Annotated in this window: 14 protein-coding genes; 5 read left to right on the forward strand and 9 right to left on the reverse strand. The window is 42.1% G+C overall.

Going from position 1 to position 19,964, the window contains the following annotated elements; genetic code table 11:
- Positions 1–12: 12 nt before the first annotated feature.
- The 3 genes from IGI71_RS08990 to IGI71_RS09000 are packed head-to-tail and all read right to left on the reverse strand — an operon-like array spanning position 13 to position 2,237.
- Positions 13–660, reverse strand: coding sequence for an amino acid ABC transporter permease (locus IGI71_RS08990; protein WP_005226186.1), 648 nt, complete (start codon positions 658–660; stop codon positions 13–15).
- A gap of 11 nt (positions 661–671) precedes the next feature.
- A complete protein-coding gene (locus IGI71_RS08995) occupies positions 672–1,481 on the reverse strand; it encodes a transporter substrate-binding domain-containing protein (protein WP_005226187.1) in 810 nt (269 codons plus the stop codon).
- A gap of 18 nt (positions 1,482–1,499) precedes the next feature.
- A complete protein-coding gene (locus tag IGI71_RS09000) occupies positions 1,500–2,237 on the reverse strand; it encodes an amino acid ABC transporter ATP-binding protein (protein WP_005226188.1) in 738 nt (245 codons plus the stop codon).
- 267 nt (positions 2,238–2,504) lie between these two features.
- Here IGI71_RS09000 and trpS point away from each other — a divergent pair, with 267 nt between their 5' ends.
- Positions 2,505–3,512, forward strand: coding sequence for a tryptophan--tRNA ligase (gene trpS, locus IGI71_RS09005; RefSeq protein WP_005226189.1), 1,008 nt, complete (start codon positions 2,505–2,507; stop codon positions 3,510–3,512).
- Between the two features lie 400 nt (positions 3,513–3,912).
- On the opposite strand, the gene pheT is transcribed toward trpS, so the two are convergent.
- From pheT to lepB, 6 genes are all read right to left on the reverse strand, one after another.
- On the reverse strand, positions 3,913–6,333 hold the full coding sequence (gene pheT / locus IGI71_RS09010; protein ID WP_430615451.1) for a phenylalanine--tRNA ligase subunit beta: 2,421 nt from the start codon (positions 6,331–6,333) through the stop codon (positions 3,913–3,915).
- A complete protein-coding gene (gene pheS / locus IGI71_RS09015) occupies positions 6,334–7,380 on the reverse strand; it encodes a phenylalanine--tRNA ligase subunit alpha (protein WP_005226191.1) in 1,047 nt (348 codons plus the stop codon). It lies immediately after the preceding gene.
- 352 nt (positions 7,381–7,732) lie between these two features.
- On the reverse strand, positions 7,733–8,053 hold the full coding sequence (locus tag IGI71_RS09020; protein ID WP_005226192.1) for a winged helix-turn-helix transcriptional regulator: 321 nt from the start codon (positions 8,051–8,053) through the stop codon (positions 7,733–7,735).
- 67 nt (positions 8,054–8,120) lie between these two features.
- Positions 8,121–11,798, reverse strand: coding sequence for a helicase-exonuclease AddAB subunit AddA (addA, locus tag IGI71_RS09025; RefSeq protein WP_142968471.1), 3,678 nt, complete (start codon positions 11,796–11,798; stop codon positions 8,121–8,123).
- The gene (locus tag IGI71_RS09030) at positions 11,791–15,408 is read right to left on the reverse strand and encodes a PD-(D/E)XK nuclease family protein (RefSeq protein ID WP_142968472.1); all 3,618 of its coding nucleotides are present in this window, start codon (positions 15,406–15,408) and stop codon (positions 11,791–11,793) included. Before IGI71_RS09030 ends, addA begins: the two co-directional genes overlap by 8 nt.
- Before the next feature lie 121 nt (positions 15,409–15,529).
- A complete protein-coding gene (lepB, locus tag IGI71_RS09035) occupies positions 15,530–16,078 on the reverse strand; it encodes a signal peptidase I (RefSeq protein WP_005226195.1) in 549 nt (182 codons plus the stop codon).
- A 214-nt stretch (positions 16,079–16,292) separates the two neighbouring features.
- Between lepB and IGI71_RS09040 the strand changes: the two genes are divergently transcribed.
- The 4 genes from IGI71_RS09040 (at position 16,293) to IGI71_RS09055 (ending at position 19,962) form a co-directional block, all read left to right on the forward strand.
- Positions 16,293–17,744 carry an NAD-dependent succinate-semialdehyde dehydrogenase gene (locus IGI71_RS09040; protein WP_142968473.1) on the forward strand — a complete coding sequence of 484 codons (1,452 nt, stop codon included), beginning with the start codon at positions 16,293–16,295 and terminating at the stop codon, positions 17,742–17,744.
- A gap of 112 nt (positions 17,745–17,856) precedes the next feature.
- Positions 17,857–18,453 (forward strand): nitroreductase family protein, encoded by a 597-nt coding sequence (locus IGI71_RS09045; protein WP_074536743.1) that lies wholly within the window; start codon positions 17,857–17,859, stop codon positions 18,451–18,453.
- Between the two features lie 97 nt (positions 18,454–18,550).
- A complete protein-coding gene (locus IGI71_RS09050; RefSeq protein ID WP_430615457.1) occupies positions 18,551–19,117 on the forward strand; it encodes a transposase in 567 nt (188 codons plus the stop codon).
- Complete coding sequence (locus IGI71_RS09055; RefSeq protein ID WP_430616351.1) at positions 19,087–19,962, forward strand: IS3 family transposase; 876 nt, start codon at positions 19,087–19,089, stop codon at positions 19,960–19,962. The genes IGI71_RS09050 and IGI71_RS09055 overlap by 31 nt, the downstream gene beginning before the upstream one ends.
- Positions 19,963–19,964: the final 2 nt, after the last annotated feature.

The raw sequence follows: 19,964 nt of genomic DNA on the forward strand, positions 1-19,964 counted from the left end.
TTTAGCTCCTTTCTATGAGCGGACAGCCCAACGCCGTTCCAAGTAAACCATCAAATAAGACAATGGCAGGGTAATAATCAAATAGAAAAGACCAACAATGATATAGGTATCAAATGTATTGAAGGTCTCACTTGCGATCAAATCCCCTTGATACATAATATCTAATCCTGCGACCATCGCCAAAATTGATGAATTTTTGACAAGATTGATAAATTGATTGCCTAACGGCGGTACGACGATCTTAAATGCTTGAGGCAAAATAATGTAGCGCATCGCTTGGCTGTACGTAAAACCAGAAGACAAGGAAGCTTCCATCTGGCCTTTAGGAACCGTTTGAATCCCTGATCGGATCGTCTCAGCGATAAATGCCGATGTATAGATCGTTAAGCCAATTGTTCCCGCTTGAAAGCCGTCAAAAGAAACCCAATACATTGGCACAACGACATAAAAGAACATCACGATGATCAATAAGGGAATATTTCTAAAAAACTCAACATACGCTTTGGCAATCCCTTTGATGAGGCGATTGTCTGACAACTGAAAAATTGCCATTAAGGTTCCGATCAAAAGACTAAAAAACAGTGCGATCAAACTCGCCATGACTGTGTATTTAAAGCCTTCAATAAACTGACCGGTATACGTTTGAAATAATTCAACCATTCAGTTTCCTCCTACTCTACTTTTCCTGATTCGTCTTCAGGGAACCACTTGTTGTAAATCTCATCATAGGTTCCATCTTCACGCATTTCCCGCAACGCTTGATTCACTGCATCAAGAAACGGCTTTTGTCCTTTATTGATAGCAATACCATAAGGTTCTTCTGTAAAAGTTTCGCCAACTAAATGGTAATTGGGATTTTCACTCGCCATCCCTAATAGGATCGCATTATCCGTGGTCATAGCATCCCCTTGACCAGATTGTAAAGCGGTAAAGGCTTCCGCATAATTCTCAAGTTCCAAAATTTGCGCTTCTGGTGCTGCTTCACGAATGTTCACAGCGGAAGTAGAGCCTTTCACGACCAATACAGTGGTATCTGCGGTCAAATCTTCGATCCCTTGAATAGGGCTGTCTTTGGCAACTAATAACGATTGGCCTGCATCAAAGTAGACATCGGAAAAATCGACCTGTTTTTTACGTTCTTCCGTGATAGTCATCGTGGCGATGATTGCATCGATGTTGCCGTTTTTCAAAAGAGGAATCCGAGTTTTTGAGGTTACTTCAACAAAGATGGCATTGCCATCACGACCTAAAATTTTCTCAGTGATTGCACGAGCGATATCAATATCGAATCCTCGTACTTCTCTGGTCGCGATATCCATTAATCCAAAAAGACGGGTATCGTTTTTTACGCCCCAAACGATCTGATTCGTCTCTTTGCTGTTTTCTAAAATATCGATCTCTGCGGCACTTTGTCCTTTACAACCTGAGAAAGTTACAAGGGCAAAGGCTAAGACTAGAAAGGAAAATATTTTCTTTCTCATAAGGGTTCCTCCTATTGCTTAATGATTGCTGACTTTGCTCAAGAATTGTTTTGCACGTTCGTCTCTTGGTGCATCAAAGAATCCATCGACATCGCGCCGATCCTCTAGTACTTGTCCTTCCGCCATAAAGACGATTCGATCTGCTACTTCACGGGCAAAGCTCATTTCATGGGTAACAACGATCATGGACATGCCTTCACTGGCAATTTTTTTCATGACATCCAAGACATCACCAATCATTTCTGGATCCAATGCAGACGTTGGCTCATCAAAAAGCAGCATCTCTGGTTTCATCGCAAGCCCTCTGGCAATTGCGACCCGCTGCTGTTGTCCGCCGGATAACATGGAAGGATAGGAATCTTTTTTATCTAACATCCCTACCCGATCAAGAAGCTTTTCCGCCAAATTGATGGCTTCTTGCTCATTTTGTTTTAATACTTTAATCGGTGCCAACGTAATGTTTTCTAACACGGTTTTATTTGGATACAAATTGAAATGTTGAAACACCATACCGATGTTTTTTCTAATTTCTGTCATTTTGACATCTTTGTCAAACAAGTTCTTGCCATTGACCAATAATTGACCACCTGAAATGGTTTCTAGACCATTAATCGTACGGAGCATTGTACTTTTACCAGATCCTGAAGGTCCGATAACAACAACGACCTCACCTTTTTCAAATTCAAGGTTGATGTTTTTTAATGCATGGAACTTTCCGTAATATTTCTCTACGTTCTTAAATTCGATCATTGCCATTGATTCACACTCCTAGCTTTTTTTAAAATTAAATGAGTAATTGGAAAGATTTGATTCATATTATAGCTCAATCTTTTTTCATTTGTAAAGGTGCTTTTCCAATGTTCCCCCCTTATTTCTGAAAAGACAAGTGCTATTTTACTTTGATGTGAGGTTTTTGTCCATGAAAATTTTTCTCACCCCATCAGATCACAAGGAGAACCGGTTGTTTCTTTTGCTAAAAAAAGGTAAGATAAACCATATAACAAAGGAAAAGGTGGAAAAAAAGTGAATACGATTTTAACTGGCGACCGCCCAACTGGCAAATTGCATCTTGGCCATTATGTGGGGTCTTTAAAAAAACGGGTCGAAATGCAAGCTGACCCTGAAAATCAGCTTTATATTATGGTCGCTGACATGCAGGCACTAACAGATAACGCGAAAACACCTGAGAAGGTCTCAGCGAATATTTTAGAAGTTGCTTTGGATTATTTAGCCGTTGGATTGGATCCAGCAAAAACAACGATGTTTATTCAATCGCAAATCCCTCAGCTCTCTGAATTGACGATGTATTATCTCAATCTAGTCAGTGTTGCTCGAGTACGACGAAATCCAACCGTTAAAGCCGAAATTGAACAAAAAAAATTTGGTGAAGGCGTCCCTTCAGGTTTCTTCATCTATCCTGTCTCTCAAGCAGCGGATATTACCGCTTTTAAAGCAAATTTAGTCCCCGTTGGAGAAGATCAAAAACCAATGCTGGAACAAACGCAAGAAATCGTGCATAGTTTTAATTCTACGTATAGTGAAGTATTAGTCGAACCAAAAGCGGTTTTACCGCCAAAAGGCATGGGACGTTTAGCGGGGATCGATGGGAACGGGAAAATGAGCAAATCACTGAACAATGGTATTTACTTAGCTGATCCAGCCGATGTATTACAAAAGAAAGTGATGAGCATGTACACGGACCCAAATCACATTCATGTCAACGACCCTGGACAAGTCGAAGGCAATATGGTCTTTACGTATCTTGATGTATTTGGCACTGAAAAAGAAAAAATTGCTGAATTAAAAGAACATTACACCCGTGGTGGATTAGGCGATGTCAAAATCAAACGCTATTTGATCGATGTTTTAGAAGCCGAATTTGCACCGATTCGTGAACGCCGTGAAGCTTTTGCAAAAGATCCCGGTGAAGTGATGAACTTATTAAAAATTGGTAGTGAAAAAGCAGAACAAGTTGCCGCCCAAACGTTAGCTGAAGTCAAAAATGCAATGGGCATCAATTACTTTGCCTAAAAAAACAAGCCTTTACGGCTTGTTTTTTCGTTTACAAATCGGAATGAATTCTTTCATACAAAACCTATGTGTCAACTCTGTGTGAGATTTCACGAGAACCTTCCTCCCCAGACTGACACTTTGTGTAATTTGATTTGATGCTGTTTCTTGCACAAAAATCAAGAGAGCTGTCCTAAAAAATAACCTCATAAAATGCGGATTAGAAAATCCTTTTTTTCAACCTTGCCAGTGTTTAAAAAAGTTGTACCAAAAAAACTGGATTGCCTTCTATAGTGAAATCTTTTACGGCTCTCACTCAACTCCTAACATTCTTGTGTCATCTGAGCATCTATTATAATAGTAGAAAACGTTCCCCACCCAACTTCTTTGTATGGTGGAGAACGTTTTTCTACTTATTTGATTAGCGGATTTCTGCTTGAACTTTTTCTTCTAAGTTACGAGTAATTTTCGCTATTGCTTGATTGATCTCTTCATCCGTCAGGGTAGCTTCCGGATTGCTAAAGGTCAGGCTGTACCCTAATGATTTTTTGCCTGCTTCGATGTTTTTCCCTTGATACACATCGAATAAACGAATCGCACTTAAGAAGCGACCTGCACTTTCGCGAATGATCTCCATCACGGACTGGTTATCGATCGTTTCATCAAGCAAGAGTGCCATATCCCGCGTTACTGATGGGAACTTAGAAACTGGCTGATAGACCAATTGTTCTGTTTTCGCTGCTAACAGTTGATCTAAGTTCAATTCAGTAACATAGGTTTCACTCACTTCATAATCTTTGGCGATCGACGGGTGGACTTGTCCCAAGAAGCCGATTTCTTGGTCATCTAGCAAGATCATTGCCGTACGGCCAGGATGCATCTCTTTGATAGCTGCCGTTTTTTGATAACGTATACGGTCGGTTAATGCCAACGAATCAAATAGATTTTCTAAAATGCCTTTCAAATGGAAGAAATCAACTTTTTGAGCTTGGGTTTGCCAGTCTTTCTCATGGATATTTCCTGTCAAAGCTAGCCCTAAGTGATTGACTTCTGTTGGCAGCTCGTGCTTACTGTCGCCTGTTTGATAGAAGACACGACCAATTTCATACAAAGCAACACGATTGTTTTTACGTGCCAAATTGTACGCAACGTCGTCTAACAAACCTGAAATCAGATTCAAGCGCAAGACGGCACGCTCTTCGGTCATTGGCCAATCCAATCGAGTCACTTGGCTCGATTTATCCGTAAATTGTTGTGCCTTCTCTTCAGTGGTCAAAGCATAGCTGATGGCTTCACTGACCCCGTTGCCTTCTAATAGCGTCCGAACTTCTCTAGTCAGACGTTGCGCTTTGGTTAGATGACCGGCAACCGTTTCTCCTTGCGGTAAAGTCGATGGCAAACGATCATAACCGTAAATACGCGCCACTTCTTCAATGATATCTGCTTCGATCGTAATATCCCAACGACGAGGTGGTACAGAAACAATATAGCTGTCTGCTTCTTGACGATGACCAAAGCCTAATGCATCAAAGATTTCTTGCACTTCTTCATCCGTGATTTCTGTGCCTAAATAGCTATTGATTCGAGCTAAAGTGATTGTAACCTCCACAGGTTCTACTGCTACTTGGGAACCTATTACTGCTCCTTTTAAGACCGTTCCGCCAGCAAGTTCTGCAATCAGTGCTGCTGCTGCATCACAAGCTTTTGTAACCGTTGCTTGGTTGATCCCTTTTTCAAAACGAGCAGAGGACTCACTTCTTAAATTGAATTTCTTTGAGGTTAAACGAATCGCTAATGGATCGAACAAGGCCGCTTCTAAAGCGACTGTGGTCGTTGTTTCCGTGATTTCAGAATCAAGCCCTCCCATGACGCCTGCGAGCGCAACGGGTGTCGTTCCGTTGGTGATAACGATGTCTTCTGATGAAAGCTGACGTGTTTCTCCATCTAAGGTTACCAGGCTTTCATTTTCTTTGCCGCGACGTACCAGTATTTCCTTGCTGTCTAGCTTTTGATAATCAAAAGCATGCAATGGTTGGCCAAATAATAGCAAGATATAATTTGTCACGTCCACGACATTGTTGATTGGACGAATGCCTTCATTCATCAAGCGATTTTGCAGCCATTGTGGACTTGGAGCGATCGTTACACCATCAATGATTCGAATTTGGTAAGCGGGTGCATCGGTTGCTTCCGTGACCTTCACCTGAATTTTATCGGCAGCAGCTACTTCACTTTCATTAAGCGCAATTTCAGGAAACTTCGGTGTTTGCCGATAGATGGCACCGACTTCATAAGCAACCCCCCGCATGCTCAACGCATCCGCACGGTTCGGTGTGATCGATAATTCGATAATATGATCATCCATATCGAGATAAGGAAAAACCGGTGTTCCTACTTCTGCTTCTGCTGGTAAATAATAGATTCCTTCTGCGTATTCTTTGGGAATCACGCTATCCGCATATCCCAATTCTTGCAATGAACAAATCATGCCGTTCGAAACTTCTCCCCGCATCTTGCCCTTTTTGATTTTTACATTGCCCGCGATTCGAGAGCCTGGTAATGCCACGATGACTTTGATGCCACTTTTGACATTTGGTGCCCCACAAACGATTTGCGTGTCTTCTTCCTCACCAATATTTACTTGGCAAATCGATAGATGATCAGAATCTGGATGTGGTCGGCAGTCGGTCACTTCTCCGACAACGATTTTTTTTAAACCCTCTTCAGGCACGTCAATACCTTCGACTTCGATCCCCGTCACTGACATTTTGTCCGCCAGCTCTTTTGGTGTGATCTCAGACAGATCAAGGTATTCATTTAACCATTTGTACGATACTAACATTTATTGTTCCCCCTTGAACTGGCGAATGAAACGCACATCATTTTGATAGAATTGGCGAATGTCGTTTACGCCGTAGCGCAGCATTGCCACTCGATCAGGACCTAAACCAAAAGCAAATCCTGAATATTGGGTTGGATCGATCCCTGACATTTCTAAGACGTTAGGATGCACCATTCCAGCACCGAGGATCTCGATCCAGCCAGTTTGTTTACAAACGTTACAACCCGCACCACCGCACTTGAAGCAGCTGACATCAACTTCGACCGATGGTTCTGTGAAAGGGAAATAGCTTGGTCGCAAGCGAATTTGGCGATCTTCCCCAAACATTTTTTGCATCATGACTTCTAAGGTTCCTTTTAAGTCACCCATCGTAATATTTTTATCGATCACCAATCCTTCAATTTGATGGAATTGGTGGCTATGGGTCGCATCATCTGTGTCACGACGGAAAACTTTCCCTGGTGAGATCATCCGCAGCGGCCCTTTAGAAAAATCATGAGTCTCCATTGTTCGCGCTTGCACTGGTGACGTATGGGTCCGAATCAGCACTTCCTCTGAAATATAAAAAGTATCCTGCATGTCTCTGGCTGGATGATCTTTTGGCAGATTCATCCGTTCGAAGTTGTAATGATCTTTTTCCACTTCGTAGCCTTCAACTACTTGGTAGCCCATACCAACAAAGATATCTTCGATTTCTTCCATGATTTGCGTTAGCACATGGCGTGTTCCTCGGTCCATCTTTTTACCAGGCAAAGTCACGTCGATGGATTCTTCAGCGAGGGCTTTTTCCAAGTTTGCTGCTTCGATAGACGATTTTGCTTCTTCAATCGCTTCTGTCAAGATATCACGAATCTCGTTGGCATAGCTCCCCACCTTCGGCCGTTCTTCCGCAGAAAGATCTTTCATCCCTCGTAGAACTTCAGTAATGGGACCTTTTTTTCCAAGCACTTCCACTCGAATCTGATTTAAGTCATTCATGGTTGGACTTTCTTTGATTTTAAGCAATGTCGTTTCCTTCAATGCTTCTAATTTTTCTTGTAAAGACATGTGTTTCCTCCTTCTATACTGTGAATAGCGTAAAAAACGATTTGACTGGAAAAAGTGACGATCTTTTGATAAAAAGACAAAAAAAGACGTCATCCCTAAAAAAAGGAACGACGTCTCGTGTTACCATCCTCATTCGCGGAAAGTTCCGCGCACTCACTTCGGCTAACGACAGCAACACTGCCGACTGATTGTTCTCAGCAAGCTCCAGAAGTGAAATTCATTTTTCGAATACAGGACTTGCTTTCAGTCTGTGACAAGTCTCCCTTTTTCTGATCCAGCCAAATTACTAGTTTCTATCAACGCTTTTTTTACTATTCATTTAAGCTTAGTTTACCTAATTTCCGTTGAGAAATCAACTGCATTCTTCCTCACGTACCCAGGTTTCTGCCCAACGCTTCACACTCATCATACTCTTTTCAAGAGCAATACCTCTTGGCGTCAAGCAGTAAAGATTGTTTTCTTTGCAGACAATTTCTTCCCGCTCTAATTCTTTCAAGCGTTCGACTAACACCCGATCACTCACTTGAGGAATCTTGTTTGCTAACTCAACAAATCTTTGTTTGCCGTCTTCAAGAAGGACATCAATGATCAAGCCGTTCCACTTTTTGCCTAAAATAGAAAAAGCTTTTTCAAATTTAGGACAAAGGGCATAATCCGATTCTACTTTTATCATTCTCCATCACCTCTTTTACCTATTATAGCATATGACTTACGAAATGTAAGAAACTAGGATCGATCAGCTAGAATGCCACGATCATCTTAGGTTTTAACAGCACTAAATAGGTCTGTTTCACTGGTTTGTTCAATGCTTTCTCCAATGCTTGGCAATAGAGTTTTAATTGACCATAATATCGTTCGCGCATTTTCTGTTCAATCTGAGCCTGACTGCCGAACACATCATCTGTTTTAAAGTCATACAAAATGATTTCATCCGCCAATTCAATATAGCCGTCAATAATACCATGGATCAAAAGCGGCGCATCTGGTTCGTCAAACCCTTCAAAGATCGTATCGGCCTCTTTTAGCATCGAAAACGGCTGCTCCCGCTTCACCACATTAGAGAATTGGTTCAGCAGTTCACCTAGTTCAGTTTGATAAAACCACAAAATACTCGATCGGTCAATTTTTTTGGCGATTTCTTCAGAAAAAAATTGCTTTTTCACGAGTTCAGCAATCAGGAGCGCCAAAGTATCTTGTGTTGGCTTCATTCCTAAGGGGATCATTTGCAAAACCGTATGTGTTGCGGTTCCGATACTGCTGGCGAGAGGCTTCGTTTCTTGCAGAAATTTGGGTTTCGCCAATTCATCTTGTACGTAGCGATATTGCTGAGGATTCGTCTTCTCGGAAACCGACCGCCATTCCAACAAAGTGGTCTGTTGATCATCAGGATCATTATAGAGTCTTTTCAATTCTGAAACAGATTGATAACTAGTCGTTTGGGTCGCTTTTTGATAAGGATAGCGATAGGCTAGGCGTTTCAAAAGATCATCGATATTGCTATCTGGCGCAATCAATCGTTTAGGCTCCTCGACTGGTGCAAGGGTCTCTTGGACTTCTTGCGTGATCGTTTCTTGATTCCACCATGACAGACGAAAATGAGCAGGATGATCGATCGTTCGCTTGCGCTCTGACGCTTCGGAGAATACTGCTTCCATATCTGGATGGCGCATCAGGGTCCGTCCGACCCAATCCATCAAGCTCCCCCGAGCCACTAAGCGCAACGCTGGATCAAGAACCATCTCGGATTGTGTCAAGCCAGATTGCCACGTCTTAAAGGCATCCGCTTGATTTTTATAGGAGCCTACTAAGAAAAGCTTCTGCTCTGCTCGTGTCAATGCTACGTATAATTTTCGCATCTCTTCTGACAAGGCTTTTTTCAAACGAACTTGCTTGATGGCTTGAAACGGCAGTGTTTCAAATTTAAGGTTTTCTGCGGGTTCCACATATTGGATCCCAGCCCCCAGCTGTTCTTCAAAGATATAGCGTTTTTGAAAATCTTGGTAATTAAAGAATTTTGTTGTATCCAATAAGAAGACGACAGGAAATTCCAAACCTTTACTTGCATGGACGGTCATCACACGAACGGCATCTTCTACTGGTGTAGCTAATGGCTCTGCCAAGTCCTTGTTTTTTTCTTGCATCTTTTCGATGAAGCGAATGAATTGGTACAAACCACGGAAACTGCTCTTTTCGTATTTCTCCGCTCTGTGGACTAATGCCGCTAAATTGGCATAGCGCTGCTGACCTGCAGGCAGTCCCACGACATAATCCAAATAGGCAGTATCTTCATAGATTTGCCAAAGTAAGGTCGGGATTGGTAATCGTCGTGCTTCCTCTCGCCATTGTTCCAGTTTTGTTAAAAACCCATCCACCGTTTGCCACAAGGGTGACGCTTCTTGTTGCCCATGGTAATCCAATACTGCATCGTAGTAGTCGCTGGAACGATTCGCTAAACGGATTTCAGCTAATTGATCTTCTGTTAGGCCGACGATTGGCGAACGCAAAACGGCCACAAGCGGGATATCTTGGTACGGGTTATCAATGATCTGCAGCAAAGAAACGACGGTTTGGATCTCCGTTGCCTGAAAATAGTTTTGAGCATCATTGACCGCCATCGGAATCCCAAACTGCTTAAAGACATCCAAAATGACAAGATTGTTTTTACGTGTGGGGGTCAACAAGACGATATCGTTGTAAGTGATTGGTCGATTTGTTTTGGCTTTTTTGTCATAGATCATGAATTTTGATTCAATCAGCTCCTGAATCTTCAAGGCAGTGATCTGCATTTCACCTTCTGTTTTGTCATCAATCAATTGTTCTTCGGATTCATGCTCTTTTTCATATAACAAGAGCTCTGTGGCGAAGGCATCGCTTTCTGGAAAATCAGGAAAACCGGTAATCAAGGCTGCCGCCTCATCGTAAGGGATTTGTCCAACCCGTTCATCCATCAGTTGTTGAAAAACTAGATTCGTAAAATCCAATACATCGGAACGAGAACGGAAATTTTCTGCTAAGACGATTCTCCGCCCACCATTCTCTGTTTCAAATGCCAAGTATTTTTCGATAAATAGCGTCGGATCTGCTAGTCGAAACGAATAGATCGACTGCTTCACATCCCCCACCATAAACATGTTACCAGGGTTATGCTCGACTTGTCTCACCCAATATAAAATTGCCTCTTGCAGCCGATTGACGTCTTGATACTCATCGACTAAAACTTCTTCAAAGCGATCACGATAATAGGTCGACGCCTCACTTCCACTACCGTCTCCTTGTAAAATCTGCAAGGTAAAATGTTCCAAATCATTAAAGTCTAAACGGCCTTTTGAAAGTTTTCTTTCTTGGAATGCTTTCATAAATGCTTCGGTCATCGCTGCCATTTTTTCAACGACAGGTGCTGATCGATGAAGCAGCTCCATCATTTCAGCTGGTGGATACGGGAAGGTGGCTTTCAATTGCTCAACCAATTTTTTCGCATCATCGCGTAACGGCTTGATTTCTTGGGACAGTTCCTTTTGTTCTGGTTTGCGAAAAGCTGGGTAACGACCAAAACGCAATGTTTGGATCTGCTCATAGAAGCCATCGACATCGTCTGCATCCAGCAGAGCCTTTAAGGTTTCCACCATTCCTAATTCGGTATCGATCAACTGTGCCGCTTTTTCCATCGCTTCATCACAACGGGCATAGTCTTGCGCCGCCTGCAGCAAATGCGCCGCTGTCTTCAAATTTTCTTGCAAACTCGGTTTGATTTGCGATTGGTACAGGGTATTTTCAGCAAAGGTTTCTTTGCCGATATAGTGATCACTTAGATGAGCTAACCAGTTGACTGGATCTGGATTTGCTCGGGCAAAGTCATAAAGAGACAGGATCAGATCCCCGACGCCTTCATCAGAACGATCACTTGAAAAATTTTCCGTCAAACGAAAGAAGGCTTCATCATTGGCTTCATATTGTTGATCTCTCAGCTGTGTCCAGATTTCTTCTTTCATCAATAAAATTTCGGTTTCATCGGTCATCATGCGGAAATTGGGATCTAGATCGATCAAATAATAAAAACGCCGAATCACAGTTAAACAAAACGCATGCAAGGTAGAAATGTTAGCTGTCGGCAACAGCTGCAGCTGACGAACGAAGTGCTGGCGCTTTTGCTCGTCACTTTCTTGATTGATGGCCTGTTGCAATGCCACTTGAATCCGTTCTTTCATTTCTCGAGCAGCTGCTTCGGTAAAGGTTACGATCAGTAAAGAATCGATCGTCGTTCCTGCTTTTAGCTTTTCGATCACTCGCCGAACCAAAACGGTGGTTTTGCCTGAACCCGCTGAAGCGGAAACGAGGATATTATCCCCTTTATCAAAAATGGCTTGCCATTGGGTATCCGTAAAGGTTTCATTTTGCGGTTTTAAAGGGATCTTACTCATCTTCTTCCTCCCTTAAGCGATGGATAATCTCATCTTTAGATAAGTTTTCTAAACGGTGGTACTCATTTTCTTTCAACAATACATCAAAGTCACAGATGCTGCGAAACGGACAAAATTCACACGCCCGTTTTTTGTCTTTTATTTTATAAGACGGGTTTAAGGCGATTTCACCGCTCAACAGCTTCTCACCGCTTTGCTGCATGTTTTTACGATTGTGTTTTCTTAATAGCTCGAGCTCTTCTTCTGTATAAAACTTGTTTTTCGCCTGCGTTGTTTTTTGATAATTGCCGTTTTTGTCTTTTCGAACAGGAAATATCGGTGAATTTTTGCTGGCTTCAACATCCTCATCTAGCAATGGGAAAACAGCCGGTTCGTCAATAAACAACCCGTCATACTTGAAACGTTTTAAACGTTCTTCTTCACTGGCTTCTTGTCCGTCCAAAAGCGGATTATGCACATGCAGATAATATGCCCCCGCTGGTCGCACATTTGGCGAACCAACCAGTTGGACAGCATCCGTCAATGCGACATCGAGATAGGTGATCAACTGCATCGCAAGTCCATAGTATGCTTCAGAAAGGTCAAAATCTCGGCTGCTAGATTTATAGTCAACAACAGAAAGCCATTGTTCTTCTTCCGTTTTTGCCGTATCGACACGATCGATCTTCCCTCGCACATGCAGTTTCCCGCCAGAACTTAATGGCAATTCGATCCCATTGATCCCATTTGAGCCCGCGATCTGACCGAATAGCACCTCCGTCTTTTCAGGACTAAAATGCATTTTTTGTCCTTGTTTCGCTAATGCCCACGCTACTCGCTGAATCGTCTTGCCTAATTGATACCGAATAAAATTCATCCGAGCAGAGCTCGTCAGTAAGCGATAACGGCTTTCACCAAAAATTTCCTGCAAAACGACTTCCACAAATTGCACGCGTTGGTCAGCAGTTAACTGGGTCAAGGAAATATTTTCAGCAATCAGGACTTTGACAAAGCGGTCCAACGCATCATGGAAAAACTCACCGGTCATTGCTGGATTTAAGCCATAAACTTCCCGTTCTTTTAACCGTAATCCGTAGCTGACGAAATACTTGTATTCACACTGATAGAACGTCTCCATCTGAGAAATGGAACTGTAGATCGACGGTCCATATAGTGCCGCAGCTTGTGCTTGAGACAAAGGAATCGGAATATTTTGATGAGTTTGGCTTTCAAATACTTGGGCAGCTAAATCTGTCCATTCCGAACGCAATAACACTTGTTTCAGTTGCTCCCACACTCGAGGTAAATTCTCTTTGTTTTTTTGCGCTTGCTGACTGAGGTTATTGATTTGATAGATCAGGCCACGGTAACTGCCGACATAGTTTCTTGGGTCACTGACTAGCGTCAATATCCCTCGCTCTTGCAGTGGGACATCCAAACGTTTGACCACGCGATCTAAATAAGGCGACATTTTGATGTTTTGCTGGGTATCAAAATTAACGGCATAGGACAGTGATAAGTGTTCCGTTGCTGAAAGCAAGACAGAATAGAAGGCAAATGGCTCTTTGACACTGCCTTCCACCACTGTATCTCTAAGGTGTTTTTCACCATTGAACAACTGATTGAAATGCTGACGTTCTTCATTCGTCAACAACGTTTTGTTCTCTATTTTTCTTGGCAACGCCGTTTCATTCAATCCCGGTGCAAATGTGATCTTTGCTTGCTTTGGACGTGCCAGATCAAGGCGATTGATGTTGACTTGGTCGATCGCTGTTGGGATCTTCCCGAATGTGACATTTTCTAAGCCAGTCAATAAGACATCCTCAAAGAGCGCAAAATCAAAGGACTCTTCCCCATAGATCGCAGCATATTCATCCAGCAAATCCATCAAGGCTTGCCATGCTTGTTCATGATTACGGGCTTGATCCAACTTCCCTTGCTGGATCGCTTGATCTCGCCAATGCCGCAGTTGTTCTTCAACACCGGCATTCAGTAAAAAGCGATACAGCAGTTCGACCGCATCGCGGTTCGTTCTAGCGGCCGTCAGCCAGTCAAGAGTATCAGCAACATCTTGCTTAAAGGCCCTGCGCAACTGGTTGGTATACGCTGTCAAATCCACTTTATCCGTCTGCTCTTCTTCCGATTGTAAACACTCGATCAGTTCCCAATCTTCGTTTCTCGTCCAACTCGCTCCTTGGAAATCATGAGCCAACGCTTTGTTCTCGGTAATATCCACCAACTTACGAAACTGGTCACGCCCAACGAGCCAATCTGCTTCGGAGCGATAGGCTGCCGGTAAGTAAAGTTCCGTTCTAAGCAACCGTAAAATATCATTTAAGCGAAAGCCATAGGATTGACAAGCAAAAAAAGCATTCAAAAACTCAACCAATGGATGTTGCGCCATCATCTGCTCTTCATCGATATAAAAAGGAATCTCAAACTCAGTAAAAATTTTAGGGATATATTGATGATAGATTTCTGGTTCGGCGATCAATAATTGGATCTCTCGGTATCGTAATGCTGGGTACCGTTTCTTATCGCTCATCATCCCACGGATCGACGCTGCAATCTGACGGATCTCTTCTTCTGGATTCCCAACTTTCCAAACTGCCAGAAAGTCCTTCACAGAGGACTGTTGCTGATAGTTGACTTGTGACTGGGTCTGCCGCCAAAATGTTTCAATTTCATTATACGCCTGTTGCATCGATCCCTTCGCTTCCTTGTCCACCTCTTGGTTGACCGAAAGTTTCTGATCCAAATAAATCGGCACTTGATTTTCTCGGGCAAAACTGATCAATTGATAATAGGTTCGCCCTGCTTCATAAAACAAATTTAACGGTGAAGGCAGCTCTTGTGGATACCCACGATCCAGAAAAAGATCAATAATGACATGACTTTTTTTCATCAACACTTGAATCAGCTGCTGTTCCTGTGTTGAAAAAGCGGAAAACCCACTGATAATAAATAAGGCATGGGAAAGATCTGGCGCTTTGTTTATTGACACTGCGTTAGGCATTGCTTGCTCCACTGGAGAATCATCCAGCAAGGAACCTTCAAGAAAGCGTGTCAACAAGGTGATCGGTTGTTCGACTTGTAATGCACGCTCCAGAAGTTCTTGTTCAAATCGTTGAAATATTTTCGCTAATTCACTGTATTTTTTCTCCTCGTCTTGGGTTGCGCTTGGTGCAGCACCACCTGCCAATAAATCTTCGATCCCCAATCGACTTGTATGCATTTCTTGATAGAACGCCAACAATTGTTGGATAAAACCCGCTTTGTTGATCTCACCACGGTATAAGACGAGTTCTTCTTCTAGTTCCAAAAGCAGCTTACGCATGATCATGGAGGCACCATTTTCAGTGATGGCATTTTGAGAAAGCAAGCCGGTTTGTTGCAGATAAAACCAAGCCAAACGGTGAAAACTGAACACTTGCGCGCGAATAGAAGCAAAATCTTCTACGCGATCCTCTCTCAGTAATTGAAGGATCTCGCGTTCTCGTTCAAATTTGTTGTAGTTAGGTACCAGAAAAAATACTTCTTGATGGTCTTTTTCTAACCAGCTTTTTGCATTTTCTATCACTGCTTGATCATGACGACAACGGCCATCGCCAAGGATAAATCGTAAACTCATGAAAGGACTCCTTCTCTCCATCGTCTTTTAAAAAAACACTAAAAATCAGCGGCACGTTTTTTCAAATGCGTCTTTGTTTTTAAAAGAATCTCCTTAAAAACAAAAAAACGGTCGCAGAATTTCACTCTTTGCCTAGCATACCAAAATCGGCAATTGGCCAGAATACAAATTTTACATCACCCAAAATCGTTGCTTCATCGATCAGACCTAATTGACGACTATCTTTGGAAATTCGGCGGTTATCCCCTAACACTAAAATTTGACCTTCAGGAATGACTTCAACACCAAATAACCCCATATCAAAATCACTGGTCAATGGAAAGCCATCTGTGACAGCTGCTTTGAATTCATCCAAGTAGGGTTCATCATATGCTTGTCCATTGATATAAAGGGTATCGTTTTGATAGGAAACCTGGTCGCCAGGCAAACCGATCACGCGTTTGATATAATTTTTGCCTGCTTCATCCGGTGCTTCAAACGTTATGATATCGAAACGTTCGATCTCGGTATTTTTCAAAGCAATTACCCGCTCACCATCATGTAATGTGGGGTCCATCGAATCTCCTTTTACGATCACAGGAGTAAAGACATACTGTCTTAATAACAAGAGGAATAAAGTGAAGATCACGACAAATCCTACTGTTTTTAAAAGCTCTTTTACTTGTTGCACGCGTCCCTCACTCCTTGAATATTTTACTATATTTTCCAAGAATCGAACAAACATTCTTATTTTTCTATTCTACCATAAAATGATAGGAGCAGGACATTTCCCCTTTGGTTCTTTACAAAAATTTGGAGAATCAAGAGACTTGCATATGAATTGTCATCCTTTCTGATCCGTGCTAGGGTTTAATAAGAACCCATTATTGAAAGGAAGTGCCAAGATGAACCAACAGTTACCACAAGTACCAACAAAGTTATTGATTAACGGAAAATGGCTTGAAGGAACAAAAGAGTCGGTTTCGGTTACCAATCCTGCCACTAATGAAGAACTCGTAAAAGTCAGTCAAGGAGGGATCGAGGAAACCAAGCAAGCAATCGATGCCGCAGCGATTGCTTTTCCCGAATGGTCAAAACGCTCCCCTCGAGAACGTGCCGATTTGATGAACGCCATTGCTGATTTGATGGAAGAAGAAAGCGATCGTTTAGCAAAAATCATGAGTATGGAACAAGGAAAACCATTAAAAGAAGCGGAGGCGGAAATCCAATCCAATGTTGACAATTTCCGTTGGAATGCAGCTGAAGCGCAACGGGTCTATGGCGAAGTGATTCCAGCCCCTGAACACAATCATTGGCTGGTACGCAAAGAAGCGATCGGGGTTGTTGGCGCGATCACGCCTTGGAACTTTCCTTCTAACATGATTGCAAGAAAAATTGCGCCTGCTATGGCCGTTGGCTGTACCCTTGTTATGAAACCATCTAAAGAAACACCCCTATCAGCATTGGCTTTAGGTGAACTTTTTCAACAAGCGGGCCTTCCTGACGGGGTCGTCAATATCGTCTTAGGAGATTCTTCTGAAATTGGGAAAGAATTGACCGAAAATGAACAAGTCAAAAAAATCACCTTTACTGGCTCCACGAAAGTTGGGATGAAATTATACGAACAAGCTGCACCAACTCTGAAAAAAGTTTCATTGGAGTTAGGTGGTCATGCCCCGTTTCTAGTTTTTGCTGATGCTGATTTAGATTTAGCTGCTGAAAAATTAATTGCAGCAAAATTCCGTAACAACGGTCAGGTCTGTACATCCCCCAATCGAATTTTTGTCGAAGAGTCCGTCAAAGACGCCTTTACCAAAACATTACTAGCGAAAATGGAATCCGTAACGGTCGGCAATGGTCTGGAAAACCCTACTGTTGGTCCTTTGATCAACCAAGCAGGCGTTGAAAAAGTCATCGAGCAGTTGGAAGATGCAGTAAATAAAGGAGCTAAAGTTTTACTCGGTGGTAAGAAGCTTACTGAAGGTGAATACGAAAAAGGCAACTTCTTCGCACCAACGGTCATCGATGGGATTACTTCTGAGATGGCTATCTACTATGAAGAAACCTTTGGACCCGTGATCCCATTGATCTCATTTACGGATCGACAAGCAGTCATCGCTGCGGCAAATGATACGGAATTTGGACTAGCTTCCTACTTCTTTTCAACGAATTTGCAAACGATCTCGGATGTAGCCCAAAACCTCCAATATGGGATGGTTGGGGTCAATGACATTGCGATCTCAAATCCGGCGGCTCCCTTCGGTGGCGTCAAGCATTCCGGTTTTGGTCGTGAAAACGGCAAATATGGCCCTGAAGAATACGTGACCGTTAAATTCATTGCTATCGATGCCCAATAAGAAAAAGTCAGGTGCGTTTGCCTGACTTTTTGACGTCCCAAGCATTTTCTTTTACTAACATTAAGTAAGAATGTATACTTCACTCTATGACAATAGAAAAGGTGGGAATACGATGACAAAATTTCTTGATACGATCAAACAGCGCCGCTCAATCTATGGGCTAGGTAAAAATGTGGCTCTTTCCGACACTGAAATCGAAGACATTGTGAAAGAAGCAGTGAAAAATAGTCCAACTGCGTTTAACGCACAATCACCAAGAGCCGTGATTTTATTTGGTGAAGCCCATGAAAAATTGTGGACATTAACAGAGGCTGCGTTAGAACCATTGACACCACCCGAAGCGTTTGAAGCGACAAAACAAAAACTTGCTGGTTTTAAAGCGGGTTACGGAACCGTTCTATTCTTTATTCACACGGATACCGTGAAAAATTTGCAAGAGCAATTTGCGCTATATGCAGAGAACTTTCCCGTTTGGGCAGAACAATCGAATGGGATCGCTCAAGCGAACGCTTGGACCGCTTTAGAAGAAGCTGGATTAGGTGCCAACTTACAGCATTACAACCCTGTCATCGATGACGCTGTTGCAGCTGAATGGTCAATTCCTGAAAATTGGCAACTGCGGGCGCAACTAGTCTTTGGTTCAAAAGAAAGCGAACCGAACGAAAAAGAATTTCTAAGTGACGATGAGCGCTTCCGCGTGTTCCATTAATCAATTTTCGACCTAAAAAAAGACCCTTGATTACGCCTTATGAAGCGACCCCCAAAAGTTAGACCAAAAAATCTAACTTTTTGGGGTCGTTATTTGTATGGCAAAATATCCTTTTGAATTAAAACTAAAAATCGTTAAAGAATATCTTAGTGGCGTGGGCGGATATCGGTATCTTGCCAACAAATACGGTATTTCAAGCAAGTCTCAAGTAAGTAATTGGGTGAATGTCTATCGTGAATACGGAGAGGAAGGTCTATTGAGAAAGCATCAAAATCAGAAATATTCTGTTCAATTTAAGTTAAATGCGCTAGAGTTATATCAAACAAGTGAGATGTCCTATCGAGAAGTTGCTAGCACTTTAGAAATGAACAACCCTGCGCTTATTGCCAATTGGATGCGTAATTTCAGAGAAGCAGGTATTGAGGGGCTCTCAAAAGAGAAAGGGCGACCACTTACTTTGGCTAGAAAAAAAGAGAACAAAAAAGAAAATACAACAACTGAAGAACGCGATCGTATCAAGGCATTAGAAAAGCAAGTCCGATCCCTTCAAATTGAGAATGCCTTTTTAAAAGAGTTGAGGAAGCTGCGAAAACAGGAAGCCCAGCAAAGACGCAAGAATCAATCGCACGAATCATCGCCAGCCTCCGAGGATCATTCAAACTAGTTGAGCTTCTTGAAACATTGAAATTTCCTAAAGCAACCTATATGTATTGGCAGAAACGGTTTGACAGACCAAACCCAGACCAAGAAATTGAAGAAAAAATCCTTGAAATTCGCAAGGAGCATAAAGACTATGGCTGTCTGCGACTAAAAAAAGAATTAGAGAATCAAGGGATTCATGTCAATAAAAAGAAGATTCAACGTCTGATAAAAAAACTAGGTATCGAAGTAAAGTCTTACACTCGAAAATCTCGACGGTACAATTCTTATCGTGGGAAGGTTGGTACTGTCGCCAAAAATCGTATTCATCGTCGGTTCTATACAAATATCTGTCACCAAAAAATTACAACTGACACCACAGAGTTTAAGTATTATGAAGTAGACACCACAGGTGTCGTTCGTCAGAAAAAGCTGTATTTAGATCCTTTCATGGATTTCTACAATAGTGAAATTCTATCTTATCGGATTTCTGAAAAACCAAACGCACTAGCCATAATGGAAGGATTAGAAGAAGCAATCCAGATGACAAATGATTGTCCATTTCGTAGAACCTTCCATTCAGATCAAGGATGGGCCTATCAAATGAATGCTTATAAGAATAAATTGAAGCAGCATAAAATCTTCCAGAGTATGTCTCGTAAAGGGAATTGTTTAGATAACTCACCTATGGAAAACTTCTTTGGTTTATTAAAGCAAGAGATTTTTTATGGAGAAGTCTATCGGAGTTTAAATGAATTGAAAACAAAAATTGACCAATATATCTATTATTACAACCATAAACGCATCAAAAAGAAATTAAATTGGCGAAGTCCAGTTCAGTTTCGAGAAGCTGTAAAAACAGCTGTCTAACA

Source organism: Enterococcus sp. DIV1279b (assembly GCF_050531515.1).
In the GTDB taxonomy this organism is placed as follows: Bacteria; Bacillota; Bacilli; order Lactobacillales; family Enterococcaceae; genus Enterococcus_D; species Enterococcus_D casseliflavus.